Raw genomic sequence first — 18,944 nt, 5'->3', positions numbered from 1 at the left:
TCCGCGCTGCAAAGTCGGTAAAGACACGATGCGAGCGCCGCGCAAAGTTTTTCTTGCTGCTCTCTCCGGCGCACTCGCGGCCTGTAGCGATCGACAGTCGGCGCTCTCGCCGCACGCCCTTGACGCGCAACATTTGCTCTCGCTGATTTGGGTGTTTGTGGTCCTTCTCGGCGCCGTCTGGCTGGTCGTCATGATCGCCTTGGCGATCGCCGTGTTGCGGCGTCGAGACGACGACAGGAAATCCAACGAGCGCGTCGCGAGCGTCGTCGTTTCGGTTTGCGCGGGACTCACAGGCCTCATCGTCGTCGGTCTGACATTTGTAAGCTTCGCCGAACAGCGCGAGATGCAGCGCCGCGATGCGCCTCTTCTCGTCCGCATCATCGGACATCAATGGTGGTGGGAGCTGCGCTACGCCGATGATGGTTCAAATCCATCCTTCGTCACGGCGAATGAGCTTCGTCTTCCAGCCGGTCGGGACGTGGCTTTGAATCTGGAGTCCGCCGACGTTATCCATAGTTTCTGGGCGCCAAGCCTTGCGGGGAAAAAAGACCTGATCCCCGGACGCGTAAACGAGCTTAGGATTCGCGCGCCCCAGGCAGGCGTCTATCGCGCGCAATGCGCCGAGTTTTGCGGAATGCAACACGCGCATATGGGCCTCGACGTCGTGGTCGAAACTCCCGAGCGCTTCGAGGATTGGCGCATAGACCAGGCAAACTCTGCCTCCGCGCCCCAGACTGACGAGCAAAGATTCGGACAGGACGTTTTTAACACGCGCGCCTGCTTCGCCTGTCACGCCATCCGCGGGACCAAGGCCAATGGCCTGGTTGGACCCGATCTGACCCATTTCGCCAGCCGCAGGACGCTCGCCGCCGCCGTCTTGCCGAGAACGCGCGGCGCCACCGCGGGCTGGATCGCCGACCCGCAGCACCTCAAGCCGGGGTCGCACATGCCGCTCCTTCCTCTATCGCCGCAAGAGCTCAACGCCCTCGTCGCTTATTTGGAGAGTTTGGAGTGAGCCTCGCCGAGTTTGAAGAACGCGACCTGCGCGATGACGACGTCGACGGAGCGGCCCTGACGTCGCGTCTCGCGCGCGTGTGGTCCACGCCGCGGGGTCTCCTGGGGGCCTTATCGAGCGTCGATCATAAAATCGTCGGGCGGCGCTACATCATCACCGCCTTCGCGTTCTTATGCCTTGGCGGACTTCTCGCCGTGTTGATCCGCTTGCAGCTCTCGCGCGCGGAAGCCGGCGTCATCGGGCCGGACGTTTATAATCAGATTTTCACCATGCACGGCACGACAATGATGTTTCTCTTCGCCGTGCCGGTGATGGAGGCTTTCGCGGTCTACCTCGTTCCGCTGATGGTCGGCACGCGCAACATCGCCTTCCCGCGTCTCAACGCCTTCAGCTACTGGATCTATCTCGCCGGCGGCGCCTTCCTTTGGATCGCCTTCGTCATGAATGTCGGCCCGGACGTCGGCTGGTTCGCTTATGTCCCGCTCTCCGGCCCGCAATTTACGCCCGGCAAGCGCAGCGACGTCTGGGCGCAGACGATCACCTTCACGGAGGTCGCCGCGCTCGCCGTCGCGGTGGAGATCATCGTCACCGTCTTCAAGCAGCGCGCGCCCGGCATGACGCTCGACCGCATACCCTTGTTCGTCTGGTCGATGCTGGTCATGTCCTTTCTTGTGGTGTTCTCGATGCCCGCCGTGGTGACGGCCTCGACCATGCTGATCATGGATCGTCTCATCGGGACGCATTTTTTCGATCCGACCGGCGGCGGCGACGCGGTGCTCTGGCAGCATCTTTTTTGGATCTTCGGCCACCCCGAGGTTTACATCATCTTTCTGCCCGCGACCGGCATGGTCTCGGCGATCGTCGAGACGTTCTCGGGCCGGCCGATGTTCGGCTATCTGGCGCTGGTGCTGTCATTGATCGCCGTCGGCTTTTTGTCGTTCGGACTATGGGTCCATCACATGTTCACGACGGGCCTGCCGCAGCTCGGCGCGAGCTTCTTCACGGCCTCGAGCATGCTGATCGCGGTGCCGAACGGCGTGCAAATCTTCTGCTGGATCGCAACGCTCTGGCTCGGCCGGCCGCGCCTGTCGGCGCCGCTTTTGTTCGTGCTCGGCTTCTTCTTCATTTTCGTCATCGGCGGCATGACCGGCGTCATGGTCGCTTCGGTTCCGATCGACACGCAAGTTCACGACACCTATTTCGTCGTCGCGCATTTCCACTATGTGCTCATCGGCGGCGCGGTCTTTCCCTTGCTCGGCGCCGTCTATTATTGGGCTCCGAAGCTTCTCGGCGTCATGCTGAGCGAGCGCTTGGCGCGCTGGCACTTCTGGACGGCGTTCATCGGATTCAACGTCGCGTTCTTCCCGATGCATATTCTCGGGCTCATGGGCATGCCGAGACGCGTCTACACCTACCAGCCCGAGCTGGGATGGGACGGGCTGAATCAGCTCTCAAGCCTTGGCGCGCTGGCATTTTTTGCGAGCTTTCTGATCTTTTTGTGGAACGTCGCGATGAGCTGGCGCAACGGCGCGCCCGCTCCAGCCAACCCCTGGAACGCTTCGACGTTGGAATGGGCGACGGATTCGCCGCCGCCGCCGCAAAATTTCGATCGCATTCCGATCGTTGATCGTCGAACGCCGCTGTGGCGCGACGATCCCTTGCCAGTCGTTACAGGACTCGCGGTCGGCTATCGCGAGCTGGTCGTCACCTCGCTGTCGGAAGCGACGCCGCAACTGCGCGAACGCTCGCCCGACTCCTCCATCTGGCCCCTCATCGCCGCCATCGCCGTCACGATTACATTCGTGGGCTCGATCTTCACGCCTTGGGCGGTCGTCTGGGGCGGCGCGCTCGTCGCCGCGCCATTGATTGGCTGGTTCTGGCCGAAGCACATTGCGGAGGACAAGTGATGAAGACGCGGCCCGCCCTCAACCTGCGCCCGCTGCCGACCTATGGATTTGGCGCAAAGGCTGTGACGTGGTGGGGGACGCTCGCCTTCATAGCGATCGAAGGCTCGGCCTTCGCCATGGCGATCGGCGCTTATTTCTATCTCGCGGCGCTCGCCGTGCGATGGCCTCCCAGCCCGCTCCCCGGCCATTGGCCAGGCTCATTGATGTTCGCGCTCCTCCTCGTCAGTCTTTGGCCGAATCTGAGCATTGAACGGCTGGCGAGAGCGGAAAACCTCAAAGCCGTGCGCGCAGGCCTATTGCTGATGTCGGCGATCGGGCTCGTCGCCATCGCGATTCGCTTTTATGAATTCTACAACTTGCCGACAAAGTGGTACGTCAACGCCTACGGCTCGATGTTGTGGTTCTTGCTCGGCCTGCATGCGACGCATCTCATCACCGACGTCGGCGATACGCTCGTTCTCTCCGCGCTCATGTTCACCAAACACGGCCGCGGCAAACGCTTCAGCGACGTCAGCGACAATGCTTTCTATTGGAATTTCGTCGTCGGAGCCTGGGTCCCGCTCTATTTCGTGATCTATTGGTTTCAGAAGGAATGAGCGCATGCGCGAGCGCGCCGCGGCGCAATTGAGTTGGGCGGGCCTCGCGTTGGGGCCGGGCGCGTGGGGCGTCTACACGCTGGCGGGCTACGCGATCGCGTCCACCGTCTGCGCGCGTCATTGGGTTGCGCTTCTGTCGCTGGCGGCGACGCTCGCCGTTTTGGCGATCTGCGGCGCCGGTCTCTCGGCGCTCTCCTACAAAGCGCTCGCCGCCGATCGGGACGGCGCGCCGCACGCGCTGTTGGCCGGGGTGGCCGCCGCTCTTGGCGCGCTCTTCGCCACGGTCATCCTGCTGCAAGGCTCGGCGGTTCTGCTGCTTGGATGCGAGCGGTGAAGCGCTCCCGTTTGAGTCTTGTCTTCCTCTTGCCTTGCGCGCCCGCGGCGGCGCATAGCGGGGCGAAGTATGACGCTCTTGAGTTCACCAGTCTCGCCGTCCTGATGGCCTTTGCGGCGATTTACGCATTCGGCGCCGCGAAGCTATGGCGGCGCGCCGGCGCAGTCCGCGGCGTTACGCGCGCTCAAGCGCTCATGTTCGCAGCTGGTTGGGGAGCGCTCGCCTTGCTCTATTTGCCGGCCGTGCGCGAACTTTCGGCCGGCTTGTTCGCCGCTCACATGATCGAACATGAATGGGCGATTCTGATTGTCGCGCCCCTGCTGATTTTCGGACGGCCCTTCGCGGCCTTCGCCTGGGCTTTGCCGCGCGCTCTGCTGAAGATGTCGACAAGGTTGAGAAAAGGCCTCCAGGCCGCCTGGAGCGCGGCGATGCAGCCGCTCTTCGCAACGCTTCAGCACGCCATGGTCGTTTGGATCTGGCATGCGTCGAGCCTCTACGAGCTCGCGCTCCAAGATCGCGCCACGCATGTCGTGCAACATGCCTGCTTGCTCGCATCCGCGCTGATTTTCTGGCGCGCAATGCTTCTCTCGCCGCAAAAAGGTCTCGTCCTCTTCTGCTTGTTCTTCACCATCGTGCAGAGCGGTTTCCTTGGGGTTCTGTTGACGTTGTCGGAACGGCTCTGGTCCGCGCGTCAGAGCGCGAACGCCGACGCGTGGGGACTGACGGCGATTGAAGACCAGCAACTCGCCGGTCTGATCATGTGGGTTCCCGCCGGGCTCCTCTATACAGGCGCGGCTCTGTGGGTCGCGGGCGCCTGGATCAGGAGCGCCGACAAAATTGCGCTTCGCACCCGCTGATGGAGGCGTTCGTCGTCGCTCCGGATGAGGCGACCAGCAGACGAAGTTTGCGACATTCCTACTTTCGATCATTCCGGATGCGTCGGCGCGCGAGGCGCGCGCAGGACGCGGCGGCCTTGCGCACTGAAATGGCCGCACGTCATAGGCAATCATTGGAGAAGGGCTTCACCCCGCGCGTTCGGCGCAACGATGCCCCTCAAGTGGAGCGTGTTACGCCTTCTCTCCCGGCAGCGTCGTCGACTCGCCGAGCGTATCCCGCACATAGAGCTTGATCACCGCGACATAGAGGACGACCGTCAGCGGCGCGGCGAAGATCGTCGCGCCGAGCCCGAACAGCGTGCCGAAGGTCGCGATCGAAATCAGCATCAGCGCCGGCGGCACGCGCACCAATTGCCGCTGGATGAGCGGCATGATCATGTTGCCGTCGAGCTGATGAATGGCGAGATAGGCGAGGATCGTCCAAAGCATCGTATAGGGGCCGATCGTCGCCGCGACCGCGACGGACGGAAAGATCGCCAGAATCGGCCCGATATAGGGGATGAATTCCGAGAGTCCCGATATGGCGCCAAGCGCGAAGGGCGACGGCAGGCCGATGAGCCAGACCGCCACGCCGGCCATGACGCCCATGGTGACCATTTCAATCATCTGACCGAGCAGCCAGCGGCGCAGCGCGGTGGCGACATGGCCGAGCGTTTCGCGCGCTCTCTCGCGCCAGCGCGGCGCGAACAGCAGCGTGAAGCCTTCACTGTAGAGCGCCGGCTCGCCGGCGATGAACACGCCGGCGAAAAAAGCCACGAGCGCGCCAAGAACGGCCTCGATGCTGACGGTGAACGAGCGCCCGATGAGAGCTGACAGCGAAATATTTTCGCCGAAGGAGGACGGCAGGTATTCGGAGAGTCCTGATCGGGCGATTTCGAGCGAGATCGCGTCCGCCGTCTGCTCGGCGCGGCGCAGCACGTCGTGAAACTCGCCAGCCATGGTGCGACCGAAGAGATAGAAGGTTCCGCCGATGATCGAGGCGATCAGCAGGCCTGACAGCGTGAGCGCCACGCCGCGCGGCAGGCGGATCTTCAGGAGCGGCGTTGCGACGAGATGAATGAGCGTCGCGACGAGCACCGCGCCTGTCGCAAGCACGATGACGTCGAAGAGCAGCCAGATGAGAAACGGCGCCAGGGCGAGCGCAATGAAAATCGCCGAACGCAGAACGAATTCGCTTCTGGTCATGTCAGTTTCGCCCGGTCACATCGTCAACGCGCATAAGCCGCAAGCCGAGCGCATATTCGGGACATTTAGCGCGGCGAACGGTCGAAGCGCTTACGTGGCGACATCGAGCGCCGAAACACGCCAGCGGCGACAAAGCGAAAGCTTTTGGCTTCGAGCGACCGCTTTCGCAACTCAGACCAAACCAAAGCTTTCAAACCCTCAACTCGCCAGCGCGAATTTCTCCGCCTGCTCGAGATCGACCGAGACGAGCTGCGAGATGCCGCGCTCGGCCTGCGTCACGCCGAACAGCCGGTCCATGCGCGCCATGGTGATCGGATTATGGGTGATGGTGACGAAGCGCGTGTCGGTCTTCTTGCGCATCTCTTCCAAGAGATCGCAGAAGCGCTCGACATTGCTGTCGTCGAGCGGCGCGTCGACCTCGTCGAGCACGCAGATCGGCGACGGATTGGTCAGAAAGACCGCGAAAATGAGCGACATGGCGGTCAGCGCCTGCTCGCCGCCCGACAGCAGCGTCATCGTCGTCGGCTTCTTGCCCGGCGGGCGCGCGAGAATGTCAAGGCCGGCTTCGAGCGGATCGTCGCTTTCGACAAGCTGCAATTCGGCCGCGCCGCCGTCGAAGAGCAGCGTGAACAGCTCCTTGAAATGCGCGTTGACCTTGTCGAAGGCGGCGAGCATGCGCTCGCGCCCCTCCTTGTTGAGACTGGCGATCGCGGCGCGCAATTTCTTGATCGCTTCCGAAAGATCGTCGCGTTCGGCGATCATCTTTTCGCGCTGCGCCTCAACCTCGGCGAGTTCGTCCTCGGCGCGCAGATTGACGGCGCCGAGCCGTTCGCGGTCGGCGCGCAAATTCTCCAGCCGCCGTTCGATGTCGGCGATCTCCGGCAGATCGTCGCCGTCCTCGACCTCGGCGAGTTGGGCGAGCGCCTGCGGCGTCGATTCGAGATCATGCGCGATGGCGCGCTCGACGTCGGCGACGCGCTGGCGCGCGGCCTCCAGCTGCGCCTCGCTGCGCGCCATCTCTTCACGCGCGGCGCTCATCGCCTCGAGCGCGGCGCGGGCGGCGCGGTCGGCTTCGGCGAGACGCGTTTCGGCGGCAGCGCGCGCGTCGGAGGCGTCGCGGCGGGCGGCCTCGGCCTCTTCGAGCGCATTCATCAGCGCGCGGCGCTGGCCGATAAAAGCGTCGGGCGCGTCGCCTATGCGGGCATGTTCCTCCTGCGCCGTCGCCAGCCGCTCTTCCAATTCGCCGATGCGGTCCTGCGCGCGGTCGCGACGCTCCGCCCATGACGCGGCCTCGCGCGCGATCGCCGCGAGCCGCGACGCGCGCGCCGCTCTTTCGTGGCGCAGGGAGGCGACCGCGGCTCGCGCCTCGCCGGCCTGGGCGCGCTCGGCCATGGCGCGGCCGCGCAAGTTCTCCAACGCGCCGGCGAGAAAGGCCGGCTCCTCAAGCTGGTCGAGCGCCTGCGTCACATTCGCGCGCTTTTGCGCGGCCTCGTCGCGATTGGCGAGCGTTCGCGCCTTGGCTTCCTGCAGCGCCGACAGGCGCTGAGCGATCTGCGCCTGACGACGCTCCGCCGTCGAATGGCGTTCGCGCGCTTCCTCCAAGCGGACGCGGGCGCGGCGATGCGCGTCGCGCCCCTCCGCTTCGGCCTGGGCGGCCGCTCGCGCGGCCTCGCGCGCGCCGTTCAGCGCTTGAGTCAGCGCATCGGCCGCGGCGCGCGCGGCGGCGGCTTCGACGCGCAGATCGGCGAGCCGGTTCTTCTCGGCGAGGCGACGCGCGGCGGCGGTCGGCGCCTCGGCGGCCTGGGTGAAGCCGTCCCAGCGCCACAGGTCGCCCTCTTTGGAGACGAGCCGCTGGCCAGGCTTCAAGAGTTTGCGCAGGCTCTCGCCCTCTGTGCGCAGCACGACGCCGATCTGCGCGAGGCGGCGGCGCAGCGCCGGCGGCGCGTCGACAAGCGCGGCGAGCGCGCGCACGCCGTTGGGCAGGGCAGGATCGCCCTCCCCGGACGTCACCGACCAATGCGCCGGCGCCGAATCATCAGCCGAGGCGTCAAGATCGTCGCCGAGCGCCGCGCCCAGCGCGGTCTCATAGCCCTTCTCGACGGTCATGCTCTCGACCACCGGCGCCCAGAGGCCGCCGGAGCCGGTTTGCAGCAGATGTTCGAGCGTGCGGATCTCGGTCTCGAGCCGCTGGGCGCGCAGCGCCGCCGGCTCCAATGGCGTGCGGGCGGCGGTCTCGGCGTCGCGCGCCCGCCGCGTGGCGGCCTCGGTCTCCTGCGTCGTTTCTTCGGCGGCGCGCGCGTCCTGCGCCGCCTGTTCGAAAGCCTTTGCGAGACGCTCGACCTCCTCGGCGCCGCCGCCCTGCCCGGCGATCAGCGCAAATTCCGTCTCGATGCGGGTCAGCTCCGCCTCGAAGCGCGCGACCCGCTGATTTTCGTCGCGCAGCGCTCCCTCTAGCGCCGCGCGCCTGGCGTTGACGCCGGCGAGCTGCTCCTGCGCGTTCGACAATTCGGCCTCGGTCGCCGCCAGCGCCGCTTCTATCTCGCTGAGCCGCGCCTGCGCCTCGGTCTCGCGGCCGGCGTCGTGGGCGTCGCCGCCGTGGAGCGCGGCGCGCTCGTCCTCAAGCCGCTGCGCGACCTCCGCCGCGTCCTGGATCAGCGCGCGTTCGCGCTCGAGATCGCGGCCGAACTGTTCGATATGGCGCTGAAGCTCGGCGATTCGCTGCTTAGCGCGCTGCTCGTCGGCCTCGAGCGCCTGACGCGCGACGACGAGCCGATGCAGCGCCGCGCCGGCTTCCGCCTCCTTCTCGCGCAGCGGCGGCAGCTCATGCGCGGCGACGGCCTGGAACTTCGCCGCCTCCGCCTGCTCCAGCGTGCGTTCCTGGACGCTGCGCCGGCCGGCGTCGAGCTTCGCCGCCGCCGCCTGCAGCTGCTGCGCGGCGAGCTGATAGGCGACGAGCGCCGCCAGCGCCTCATTCTTGCGGATCTGCGCCGCAAGGCCGCGGTATTTCGTGGCCTGTCGCGCCTGGCGCTTCAGACTGTCGGCCTGGCTGTCGACCTGCTTCAGCACGTCTTCGAGGCGCGTGAGATTTTCCGACGCGGCGTTGAGGCGAAGCTCGGCCTCATGCCGGCGCGAATGCAGCCCGGCGACGCCGGCGGCGTCTTCGAGAATGCGGCGGCGCGCCTGCGGCTTCGCCGAAATGATCTCGCCGATCTGGCCCTGGCGCACGAGCGAAGGCGAGCGCGCGCCGGTGGCGGCGTCGGCGAAGAGAAGCTGCACGTCGCGGGCGCGCACCTCGCGGCCGTTGATCCGATAGGTCGAGCCCTGCTCGCGCTCGATTCGCCGCGTCACCTCGATTGCGTCGGCGTCATTGAAGGCCGCCGGCGCGGTGCGCGCGGAATTGTCGAGAACAAGCCCGACTTCGGCGAGATTGCGCGCCGGGCGCGAGCCGCCGCCGGAGAAAATCACGTCGTCCATGCCCGACGCGCGCATGTTTTTATAGGAGTTTTCGCCCATCACCCAGCGCAGGGCCTCGACGAGATTCGACTTGCCGCAGCCATTGGGGCCGACGACGCCGGTCAAGCCCGGCTCGATGAGGAAATCGGTCGGCTCGCAGAAGCTCTTGAAGCCCAGAAGGCGCAGGCGCTCGAATTTCATTGCCTAAAGACCGCCACAAACTGCAGGGGAAAGCAAGAAAACCGACGCGATATGTTGTGGGTAGGCTCTAACGAAAGGCGCTCCCGAGACGGATGCGCGTCGCATTTCGCCACCGAATCACATTTTCATTGCATCGCAGGATTGCGGCGGAAAAAATGGGAAAGAGACCTCGTTCTTAGGAGCGCTTGGCCAATGGCTTTCTTCGTCCTTCTAGACGCCTGCGCCGATCTCGGGTTTACCGAGATCGGCATTTGACGCCCAAGTCGGGCAAGCCCGACTTGGGCGCAGGCTCCTCAGGATGAGGAAATCCATTGTCGCCGCAGGATGAGAAGGCGATTGCTCCGCTAAGAACGGGGAACGTCGCTCCTTTGACCTCATCCTGAGGAGGCTCCGAAGGAGCCGTCTCGAAGGACGAGGTCAAAGGAGCGACGCTCGACCAAACGCTGCGGCTTGGCCGCATACGTAATCGCGAGGCTTAAAAGGCGAAGAATGGGTTCAGCCAGTCCGCGGGACGAAGATTTCTGGGTGTTCGGCTACGGGTCGCTGATGTGGCGGCCGGGCTTTGACTTCATCGACAGCGCGCTCGCCTGGGTGCACGGCTATCACCGGGCGCTGTGCATCTTCTCGCATGTCCACCGCGGCACGCCGGAGCGGCCGGGACTGGTGCTCGGATTGGATCGCGGCGGCTCCTGCCAGGGCGTCGCCTTCAAGATCGCGGGGCGCGACCGCGCCGAAACGATTCGCTATCTGCGCGAACGCGAGCTCGTCACCTCGGTCTATCTGGAGAAAACGCTCGGCGTGCGATTCGTCGACGGCGGCTGCGCCAAGGCCCTCGCCTATGTGGTCGACCGCACGCATATCCAATATGCCGGCCGGCTGCCGGAGGACGAGATGATTCGCCTGATCGCCGAGGGCGTCGGCCTCAATGGCGACAATCCCGCCTATGTGCGCAACACCTACGAACATCTGCTGCGGCTCGACATCCATGACGCCGAACTCGCCGAAATCGTCCGCCGGCTCGATCGTCAGTCGTGCAGATCCGGGCCCGCGACCGGCGGCGCCGGCGATGAGCCGACGCCGCTTTGACGCGACGCCATACGCAACGCTTTTGCACCACGCTTTTGCGCAACGACGCAACGCTTGCGCGCACAAAACTCGCGACGCAACGCTTACGCTACAGACGGTCCGCCTGATCCGTCGCCCTGACCTTGTCATTCCAGCAGGCCGCAGGCCTGACCGGGAATCCCGAGCCAATCCAAGAACGCTGGTTTTGCTCTGGATTCCCGATCGCGCTCCGCGCGTCGGGAATGACAGCGAGCCGTTCAAACCGATGCCGCCCAACAGGTCCGCCGGATCAGTTGAGCAGCGACGCGGAAAGGTCGCGCAGCGACGCGGCGTCGGCGCAAAAATGCACGTGCCATTCGGCGACGCCGAGCTCCCGCGCCATTCTGCGCAGCGCCTGACGGTCGCCCGCGACGCGCTCCTGCGCCAGAAAGACGCAGACCGGCCGCGTCGCCGCGCCCTCCCGCGCCACGCCGATGACGACGCCATTCGTCACGTCGGCGACGAAAGAGTCCTCGCCCGCCTGAAACACCGAGCACACATAGCGGCGGCCAGAAGCGCCGCGCCAGGAAAAGAACCGGCCGCGCAGCGAATCCGTCTCGGCGAGCGATTGCAGCGCCTGGCCGCGCGGCGCGGGATCCTCAAGCGTTCGCCCAAAAGCGCTGCGCGAGAGGCTGAAAGACGGATGACGGGGCTGATACATGGCGCGATCCGCTGATCGGGATGAACACGGAACATCACTAGAACGAAACAGGCACATCGTCAAGAAGCGCGCGCCCATCCATGTCTCTTGGGTTCCTGGCAAAAGACAGGACAGGCGCGCACGCGCCGCTACTCGCCAACGGCGCAAGACGGTTTCCCGTCTCGCGCTTAGTTATGCATGGCGATGATCTTGGAAGATGTGCGCCAACGCGCATGACGAACGCCTTACTGCTTACGAAGTGGGCGTCGTCTTTGGCTTTCGCAATAGCGCGAACGACTATCCGTTCGCGCCGCCGCCCGCCGTGCGCAGCCAGGCGGCGCCGCAGGCCTTCGCCAGTTCGCGCACGCGCAAAATATAGCTCTGGCGCTCGGTCACCGAGATCACGCCGCGCGCGTCGAGAAGATTGAAGGCGTGGCTCGCCTTGATGCATTGGTCATAGGCCGGCAGCGCCATGAGATGCATCTCGTCGCCCGAGCCCGCGCCAAAATGCAGCAAGCGCTCGCATTCCGATTCGGCGTCCTTGAAATCTTCGAAAAGTTTTCCCGTGTCGGCGGCCTCGAAATTGTGGCGCGAATATTCCTGCTCGGCCTGCAGGAAGACGTCGGCGTAGGTGACTTTTTCGTCGCCGTCGCGGCCGTTGAAATTCAATTCCATGATGCTGTCGACGCCCTGCAGATAGCAGGCGAGTCGCTCCAGCCCATAGGTGAGTTCGCCGGCGACCGGCGCGCATTCGAAGCCCGCGACCTGCTGGAAGTAAGTGAACTGCGAGACCTCCATGCCGTCGCACCAGCATTCCCACCCGAGCCCCCAGGCGCCGAGCGTCGGGCTTTCCCAATCGTCCTCGACGAAGCGGATGTCATGGAGCTTGGGATCGATGCCGATCGCCGCGAGCGAAGCAAGATAGAGCTCCTGCAGATCGGGGGGCGAGGGTTTGAGGATCACCTGGAACTGATAATAGTGCTGCAGGCGGTTGGGGTTCTCGCCATAGCGCCCGTCCTTGGGGCGCCGGCAGGGCTGCGCATAGGCCGCGCGCCACGGCTTCGGCCCGAGCGCGCGCAGCGTCGTGGCGGGGTGAAAGGTGCCCGCGCCCATCTCCATGTCATAGGGCTGCAGAATCACGCAGCCCTGCGCCGCCCAGAAGTTTTGGAGCGTCAGAATGAGCCCCTGGAAGGAGCGGATGGGGGAGAGGTGGGGGGAGGAGAGCGGCATGGGGATCCAAGTTAGGTGGACGAATCGCTTAGGTGTATGGCACAAACTGGTCAACTGCTTACTTTGCAGTTGTTACGACTTGGGCGTATGTCGCGCCTCTTAAAGTCGAGTCGTGACCCAACAGGATACAAGCCCATTGCTTATTCGGCCTCGGTTTACCGAATTCCACAACGTATACATTCCGCAATATGAACTCGATTTCGCAATCCCCTTTCTGAATGAGGACATTCCTCTTTTCGTCGATCCATTCCTTCTGTGGAAGTCGCCCTCCTTTCAGGACAAAGGGCTGCATCAGATGCTGGTGGCCGGATTCAACCATCTTGGGGTCCTAGCGAAGCAAGGGCGCGAGGACGAGGCCATTAGCCAAATCGTTTTAGCATCAGAGTGCGAAGAAGTCGGGTTAGGAAATTCCGCGACAAGAAATGGCCGGCGCATTGGCCGCGACAGAGCTGCTGAAGTGGTTTCACTGTTCAACCGCATTCCCTATTACCGAGATCATGGGTTCCGCCATTTTGAAGAGATACAGCTTTTCATTGATGACATTAGCAAGGATCGTGTGAGCGATATTGCATGTTCATTTATGAAAAGCTTTTTAATCGACTATACGCATCAAGAGTGCGCAAACCTAGAAATTCCGATGCAGGAGACAGAGGTTCCCGCAGTTTACAACCCCCAAAATAAAGCCTTCGAAACGATTAGAACCACCGTCCCCATTCACCCCGAAACCGGAAAGCCTCTATTGCTAGTTCCAAAACGGTGGCTAAGACATGTCCCCTGGATAAATTATGAAGCCTATTTTCGGGATTCATGCCCTCAAGACGACATCGCGCACGAGGGGGAGGAACTGACACGCGTAAAGGTCTTAACATACAATAGAGAAAATTACGGTGTTGTGGACGCATATGTAAGGGAACGAGAACGCACTGCTGACAGCTGTGCTGTCGATCCGCTTTTCACACAGATTCCTGTCATTTCAGCGCGCCGAAAATTGAACGAAATTAAAAGACTCCCCACGGGTAAAGAGGGGGGCGCAGACATTAAATATGAGCGTGCTATTGGCGAACTTTTACCAACGTTGCTATACCCGCATCTTGATTTTGCGCAAGAGCAAGCTCGAACGGACAGCGGCGTAAGCATTCGGGATCTGATTTTTTATAACAGCCGGTCTCACGAGTTTCTGCGCGAGATTATGAGCGACTATGGCTCACGACAGATAACATTTGAGATGAAAAACGTAGCTCAAATCAGTCGCGAGCACATCGACCAACTTAATCGCTACCTGCACGAAAGCCTGGGTAAATTCGGAGTTTTCGTAACACGGAACTCACTGAAGAGGCCAGAGCAACAACGCACGATTGATCTGTGGTCAGGGCAACGCAAGGCGCTGATCGCATTAACTGACACAGACCTTGAGCAAATGGTTGAGGTATTTGATAGCAAGCAGCGACACCCGATTGACGTAATGATCAGAAGCTATGCTCAGTATCGGCGGCTGTGCCCATAGTGGAGAAAACAATGAAGACGGAAGCGGACGTAGAAAACCTATAGAAAGTAATTGGGCAGCTTGACGGAGCATACACCGAAATCTCAATTTTAGCGAAGAAGTCACCGAACGACTCGCTCAACTCCTTCAAATTGAATCTGATAAACAAGGTTATCGCAGCTGCAAACGCCGTTCTAGGGGACCGCTACAAGCCATTTGACCATTTCGACCAGTTTGATCCAGATGATGTTCCAACCACAAGCGACGTGACAATGATTCTTTCGCAATATATGGAAGAAGTCGAGCGATATCGTTCAGACAATGTAATTTTAGACGGGAGGTGGCAGTATATTGTGGATGGAGAGCCATCAGAAATTCCTTCAGGCCCGCCCAGGAAGGTAGGAAAGAAGTGACTGATTTCAATCACATCACGACGACTTCGGCCGTCTCCGCTTACGTTGCCACTAACGAAATATTCAAAGGTCTGATTCGCGAGGTTCGTGAGCTTTCCAAAAAAAAGCCGGATGCGACGTTGAATACGGGAAAGGTAAAAATTATAAACCGTGTTCTGACAGACTTGAAAGGCTTCCTCGAAAAAGAGCCGGAAGGAAAATTCTTGGATTTATTGGATGATCAAGAGCTGCCGCAAACAAGTGATGCTGTGCTCGTTATGGTTCAGTACGAAACGGTTTTACATGCGTTTACCAAGCGCTATCACCAATTTATTCGATGGGATCATAATAACTCATCGCACGAGTGGATAACGCCGGAGCTGATCGCTAAATATAAAAAAATGACTGCTAAACAACGCGCTGGGCGTAATACAGAAGAAGATACCGGTTACGACTAATACTAGTCGGACACACAACCTCGCGGCCATCGCCCAAAATCCTTAAAACTCCTGCACGGTCGGGCACACCATGATCTGGTTCACATCCACATCCGCCGGTTGCTCGATCGCGTAGCGAATCGCGCGGGCGATGGAATCGGCTGGAATTGCCCGCTTATGAAAATCGACCGACGAATTTTCGGCTCGCCGCGTCGGACGTCCCGGTCTTTAATTCGGCGCCAACCGCGCTGGGCATTGATGTCGTCATGCGATGCGGCCGCCCTTCTCAGCGTAGCCGTTCCGAAATCTCCCCCCGCAGCCATGTCGCACCCCACGACTGCGCCGACCCCTCTCGGCGCACCCGTTACGGCCAACCTTGCATCCGATTGGCGCTTCTAATAGTCAGACCGCGTCCCCTTTTCAGAAAGACTTTGAAGCTGCGAAGCTTTCGCCCTCGCGCTTAACCAAAGCGCGCCTGCGGCGGAGCGCCAATCTGGGCGCCAAAGCGGCGGCACACTTGGGCGCGCCCTGCCGGGACATTTCGCGAAAGCCGGCGTTTTCAAAGCCTTAACTATTCGTCTTTACCGTAAACGGCGGACAAGAATTCGCCCTAAAGCAGCCAAAGCAAGGCCGCTTAGTTCTGGTGAGAATATGTGAAGGCGTTCCGTGCAGTTCTGGCTTTCGCCGAACTTTGACGCGATTTCGCGCAAATGTCAGCGAAGCTCAGAGCCTTGCGACGGAAGAGTAAATCGGAGGTAGGGGCGGATGATGCAAGGGATCGGTGCGCCAATCGATTTTCTTTCTTTGGATCGCCGTATTTATTCTCGCAAGAGCTCGTCTCATCTGGTCATCGCCGGCGTCGCGCTCGCGGTGAGCCTCTCGGCGGGATGGTGGGCGCTGTCGCAGCGCCCGGCGACCGTCAGCTCCGAGACAGCCGCGGCGTCCCTCACGCAAAGCGCCTCCGGCGCGCAAAACCCCTACGGGGCCATCGTCGGCCTCGGCGGCCGGCGGCGGACGCAGGCGTTCGCTGAACCGACGCTGCGCGGCGCGCTCGACGCCAGCATCCAGCCCGCGGCGCAAACGCCGCCCGCCATCGTTCCCGAGCGCCAGGACCTCGACGGCGCGCAACTCGCCGCGGCGGAGGAGACGCCGCTGCCGCCGCGCCGCCCGGTGGAGCTCACCGTAGCCAATCGCGGCCTTTATGAAGGATCGCTGCGCCGCATGGCGCGCACCACCGTCGTGCCGGGCTCGGGGCCGGACGACCGCTCGATCTTCGAGAAATTCTTCGGGCTCGGCGACGCCGCGCAATCGGCGCAGGAGGCGCGTCAGCAGCAGCCGCGCGGCCAGGCGCTCGCCTATGCGGCCACCGACGGCGGCGGCACGCTTTCCGATCTGAAATCCGGCATCCTCGGCGGGGCGGCCGGCGCGGCGGTCGGACCTGCGGCGCGCTACGACCGCTACACCGCCGTCTACGACATCTCGTCGCATACGGTCTATCTGCCCAACGGCGCGAAACTCGAGGCGCATTCCGGCCTGCGCGAACATCTCGACGATCCGCGCTACGTCCATCTGCGCATGCGCGGCGCGACGCCGCCGCATCTTTACGATCTCAAGCCGCGCGAAGCGCTGTTCCATGGCGTCGAGGCGCTGCGCCTCACGCCGGTCGGCGGCGAGGGCGCGATCTTCGGCCGCGCCGGCCTTCTCGCGCATACTTACATGCTCGGCCCGAACGGCGATTCGAACGGCTGCGTGTCGTTCCGGGACTATCAGGCCTTCCTGCGCGCCTATAAGAGCGGGGAGGTCCGCCGGCTCGCCGTCGTCGCGCATCTCTAAGCGCGGCGTTCGTCGCGCCATAAGAGGCGCGAATGACTTATGACGAATTCAACGCTTTTTGCGGCGCATTGCCGGCGACGACGCATGTCGTGCAATGGGGCGGCTCGCATGTCTGGAAAGTTGGCGGCAAGGTCTTCGCCATTGGCGGCTGGGCGCATGACGCTCCCGCATATTCTTTCAAAGTGAGCCCTCTCGCCTTCGAGATGCTGAAGGCGCGGCCCGGTCTTCGCGGCGCGCCTTACCTCGCCTCACGCGGCATGACGTGGATTCAGCATTACGCAAAGCCGGGCCTCTCCGACAACGAACTGAAGGACTACGTCCGCCAGTCGCATTGCATCGTCGCGCAAAACTTGCCGAAGCGGCGGCGGCGGGAATTGGGGCTGGACGATTTTTAAGCCGGCCGCGACGCGCATCTTGCAAAAAAAGAGACATGAAGTGAGACGGGACGGCATGCCGCAAGGTTGGGCGATCCCGGCCCAGCCTCGTGGTTCGTGGTCGATCTAACTGATTTTTGGGCTTGAATCCTATGTTTGCGGGCGCCGAGGCGCTCAGTTGGACGGCGCCAGCCAACCCTTTTGCATCCGTCTTGTCGCGCCAATCGAGATCAAATAGCATTACAACAACATGCCATTGAGTTCACTCATGACCGTTTCGATCTATCTCATCAATCCCGCCGGCGATTTTCCAACCTATTTCGGCGGCGAGGCGCTCGCGGCCTCCGGCGCGCCGGGCGGCGTGATGATGGCGGACCTCGCCACGGCGACCGTCGCCGCGCTCGCCCCGAAGGACTTCGCCTTCGAACTTTGCGAGGAGCAGGTCGAACCGGTGAATTTCGACCATCCCGCCGACTATGTCGCGATCACCGGCAAGGTCAGCCAGCGCGGGCGCATGATCGCCATCGCCGACGAGTTCCGCCGCCGCGGCAAGAAGGTCATCATCGGCGGCCCCTATGCGAGCCTGTCGCCGGCGCGGCTGCGCGACCACTGCGACGTGCTGGTGAGCGGCGAGATCGAGGAAATCGCCGGCGAGCTCTTCGCCGATCTTCGCGCCGGCAAGCCGAAGGACGGCTATGTCGGCGACAAGCCGTCGCTCGCCGCTTCGCCGGCGCCGCGCTGGGACCTGTATCGCAACGACCGCGCGATTCTCGGCGCGGTGCAGACCTCGCGCGGCTGTCCGTTCGAATGCGAATTCTGCGACGTCATCCAATATCTGGGGCGCAAGCAGCGCCACAAGCCGATCGCCAACGTCCTCGCCGAACTCGACGCGCTCTGGGCGGCGGGCTATCGCACGGCTTTTCTCGCCGACGACAATTTCACCGCCTACCGCGCGCATTGCAAGGAGCTGCTCGCGGCGATCGCGCATTGGCGCCGCGATCGTCCGATGGAGTTCGTCACGCAGATCTCCATCGACGCGACGCGCGACGAGGAGCTGCTCGACATGTGCGTCGCGGCGGGCCTGACGCAGGTCTTCGTCGGCATCGAGACGCCCAATGTCGAAAGCCTGCGCGAAACCGGCAAACGGCAGAATCTCAAGATCAGCCTCGTCGACGAAATCCAGAAGCTCATCGACCACGGCATGTCGGTGATGGGCGGCATGATCGTCGGCTTCGACCATGACGGCCCCGGCGTGTTCGCCCAGCAATATGAATTCGCCATGGCGACGCCGATCCCGATCTTCAGCCTCGGGGCGCTGATGGCGTCGGAAGCCACGCCGCTCTTCGACCGCATCACCCGCGAAGGCCGCCTCATCACCGGCGGCGTCGAGACTCAGGCGGTGCCGTGGAGCTCCAACATCCAGTGCCAGACGATGAGCATGGAGGAGCTGCATGACGGCATGCAGAATCTCTGCAACGCGATCTACGCCCCGGCCGCCTTCGGCGAACGCATGCTGCACATGATCCAAACCTTCGGCCGCCACCGCAAGGCGCCGGCGCCGCAGCCTTTCGATCCCAAATCGCTGCGCGAGGTCGAACAGCAGGCGATGCAGGTCGGCATGGACGTGCGCAAGATGGGCGAGGCGGAAGGCCGCATGTGGAACAAGGTCTGGGGCGCCGCCGTGCGCAAGCCCGAGACCATCACCATCGTCGCGCGCATCATGTTCCAATATGCGCAGGCGCGGCACATGTTCGCCAAGGGCGACTATTGGGAGCCGCAGCTCTCAAACCCGCCCGCGGCGTCGCAGCGCGCGGCGTAGTCCCTTATCGAGCGCGCAAGCGCGTCGCAGGCTTCCTCATCCCGA

At 62.8% G+C, this 18,944-nt stretch carries 15 protein-coding genes; 11 read left to right on the top strand and 4 right to left on the bottom strand.

Going from position 1 to position 18,944, the window contains the following annotated elements; translation table 11 throughout:
- The first annotated feature begins 133 nt into the window (after positions 1-133).
- The 5 genes from coxB to BN69_RS15005 are packed head-to-tail and all read left to right on the top strand — an operon-like array spanning position 134 to position 4,709.
- A complete protein-coding gene (coxB, locus tag BN69_RS15025) occupies positions 134-1,015 on the top strand; it encodes a cytochrome c oxidase subunit II (protein WP_244434970.1) in 882 nt (293 codons plus the stop codon).
- Entirely contained in the window at positions 1,012-2,922 is a 1,911-nt protein-coding gene (ctaD, locus tag BN69_RS15020; protein WP_014892490.1) for a cytochrome c oxidase subunit I, read from the top strand. The genes coxB and ctaD overlap by 4 nt, the downstream gene beginning before the upstream one ends.
- Positions 2,922-3,518, top strand: a complete 597-nt coding sequence (locus BN69_RS15015; protein ID WP_014892489.1) for a cytochrome c oxidase subunit 3 — start codon at positions 2,922-2,924, stop codon at positions 3,516-3,518. The genes ctaD and BN69_RS15015 overlap by 1 nt, the downstream gene beginning before the upstream one ends.
- Positions 3,519-3,522: 4 nt before the next feature.
- On the top strand, positions 3,523-3,852 hold the full coding sequence (locus tag BN69_RS15010) for a hypothetical protein (RefSeq protein WP_014892488.1): 330 nt from the start codon (positions 3,523-3,525) through the stop codon (positions 3,850-3,852).
- Positions 3,849-4,709, top strand: coding sequence for a cytochrome c oxidase assembly protein (locus BN69_RS15005; RefSeq protein ID WP_014892487.1), 861 nt, complete (start codon positions 3,849-3,851; stop codon positions 4,707-4,709). The genes BN69_RS15010 and BN69_RS15005 overlap by 4 nt, the downstream gene beginning before the upstream one ends.
- Positions 4,710-4,919: 210 nt before the next feature.
- On the opposite strand, the gene BN69_RS15000 is transcribed toward BN69_RS15005, so the two are convergent.
- On the bottom strand, positions 4,920-5,933 hold the full coding sequence (locus tag BN69_RS15000; RefSeq protein WP_014892486.1) for an AI-2E family transporter: 1,014 nt from the start codon (positions 5,931-5,933) through the stop codon (positions 4,920-4,922).
- Between the two features lie 198 nt (positions 5,934-6,131).
- Complete coding sequence (gene smc / locus BN69_RS14995) at positions 6,132-9,587, bottom strand: chromosome segregation protein SMC (protein ID WP_014892485.1); 3,456 nt, start codon at positions 9,585-9,587, stop codon at positions 6,132-6,134.
- A 489-nt stretch (positions 9,588-10,076) separates the two neighbouring features.
- Here smc and BN69_RS14990 point away from each other — a divergent pair, with 489 nt between their 5' ends.
- A complete protein-coding gene (locus tag BN69_RS14990; RefSeq protein WP_014892483.1) occupies positions 10,077-10,673 on the top strand; it encodes a gamma-glutamylcyclotransferase in 597 nt (198 codons plus the stop codon).
- Between the two features lie 268 nt (positions 10,674-10,941).
- Here the strand turns inward: BN69_RS14990 and BN69_RS14985 are convergent, their stop codons facing one another.
- On the bottom strand, positions 10,942-11,352 hold the full coding sequence (locus BN69_RS14985) for a hypothetical protein (protein WP_014892482.1): 411 nt from the start codon (positions 11,350-11,352) through the stop codon (positions 10,942-10,944).
- Between the two features lie 276 nt (positions 11,353-11,628).
- Positions 11,629-12,561, bottom strand: a complete 933-nt coding sequence (locus BN69_RS14980) for a glycine--tRNA ligase subunit alpha (protein WP_014892481.1) — start codon at positions 12,559-12,561, stop codon at positions 11,629-11,631.
- A gap of 112 nt (positions 12,562-12,673) precedes the next feature.
- Here BN69_RS14980 and BN69_RS19895 point away from each other — a divergent pair, with 112 nt between their 5' ends.
- From BN69_RS19895 to BN69_RS14955, 5 genes are all read left to right on the top strand, one after another.
- Positions 12,674-14,065 carry a hypothetical protein gene (locus BN69_RS19895; protein WP_014892480.1) on the top strand — a complete coding sequence of 464 codons (1,392 nt, stop codon included), beginning with the start codon at positions 12,674-12,676 and terminating at the stop codon, positions 14,063-14,065.
- A gap of 388 nt (positions 14,066-14,453) precedes the next feature.
- Positions 14,454-14,894, top strand: a complete 441-nt coding sequence (locus BN69_RS18565) for a hypothetical protein (protein ID WP_014892479.1) — start codon at positions 14,454-14,456, stop codon at positions 14,892-14,894.
- A gap of 744 nt (positions 14,895-15,638) precedes the next feature.
- Entirely contained in the window at positions 15,639-16,706 is a 1,068-nt protein-coding gene (locus tag BN69_RS14965; protein WP_051013322.1) for a DUF2778 domain-containing protein, read from the top strand.
- 32 nt (positions 16,707-16,738) lie between these two features.
- Positions 16,739-17,101 carry an MmcQ/YjbR family DNA-binding protein gene (locus tag BN69_RS14960; protein WP_014892477.1) on the top strand — a complete coding sequence of 121 codons (363 nt, stop codon included), beginning with the start codon at positions 16,739-16,741 and terminating at the stop codon, positions 17,099-17,101.
- Between the two features lie 247 nt (positions 17,102-17,348).
- Positions 17,349-18,899 (top strand): B12-binding domain-containing radical SAM protein, encoded by a 1,551-nt coding sequence (locus BN69_RS14955; protein ID WP_041926996.1) that lies wholly within the window; start codon positions 17,349-17,351, stop codon positions 18,897-18,899.
- The last annotated feature ends 45 nt before the right edge of the window (positions 18,900-18,944 follow it).

Source organism: Methylocystis sp. SC2 (genome assembly GCF_000304315.1).
In the GTDB taxonomy this organism is placed as follows: domain Bacteria; phylum Pseudomonadota; class Alphaproteobacteria; order Rhizobiales; family Beijerinckiaceae; genus Methylocystis.
Note: the sequence above shows the minus strand (reverse complement) of the source record. Positions and strands in the feature narration are given on the sequence as shown.

Coding starts and splice junctions, on each gene's coding strand:
- BN69_RS14960 (WP_014892477.1), top strand. CDS start 16,739: ATGACTTATGACGAATTCAACGCTTTTTGCGGCGCATTGCCGGCGACG.
- BN69_RS14980 (WP_014892481.1), bottom strand. CDS start 12,561: ATGCCGCTCTCCTCCCCCCACCTCTCCCCCATCCGCTCCTTCCAGGGG.
- BN69_RS15010 (WP_014892488.1), top strand. CDS start 3,523: ATGCGCGAGCGCGCCGCGGCGCAATTGAGTTGGGCGGGCCTCGCGTTG.
- smc (WP_014892485.1), bottom strand. CDS start 9,587: ATGAAATTCGAGCGCCTGCGCCTTCTGGGCTTCAAGAGCTTCTGCGAG.
- BN69_RS14985 (WP_014892482.1), bottom strand. CDS start 11,352: ATGTATCAGCCCCGTCATCCGTCTTTCAGCCTCTCGCGCAGCGCTTTT.
- BN69_RS15015 (WP_014892489.1), top strand. CDS start 2,922: ATGAAGACGCGGCCCGCCCTCAACCTGCGCCCGCTGCCGACCTATGGA.
- BN69_RS15000 (WP_014892486.1), bottom strand. CDS start 5,933: ATGACCAGAAGCGAATTCGTTCTGCGTTCGGCGATTTTCATTGCGCTC.
- BN69_RS14990 (WP_014892483.1), top strand. CDS start 10,077: ATGGGTTCAGCCAGTCCGCGGGACGAAGATTTCTGGGTGTTCGGCTAC.
- BN69_RS14955 (WP_041926996.1), top strand. CDS start 17,349: ATGACCGTTTCGATCTATCTCATCAATCCCGCCGGCGATTTTCCAACC.
- BN69_RS14965 (WP_051013322.1), top strand. CDS start 15,639: ATGATGCAAGGGATCGGTGCGCCAATCGATTTTCTTTCTTTGGATCGC.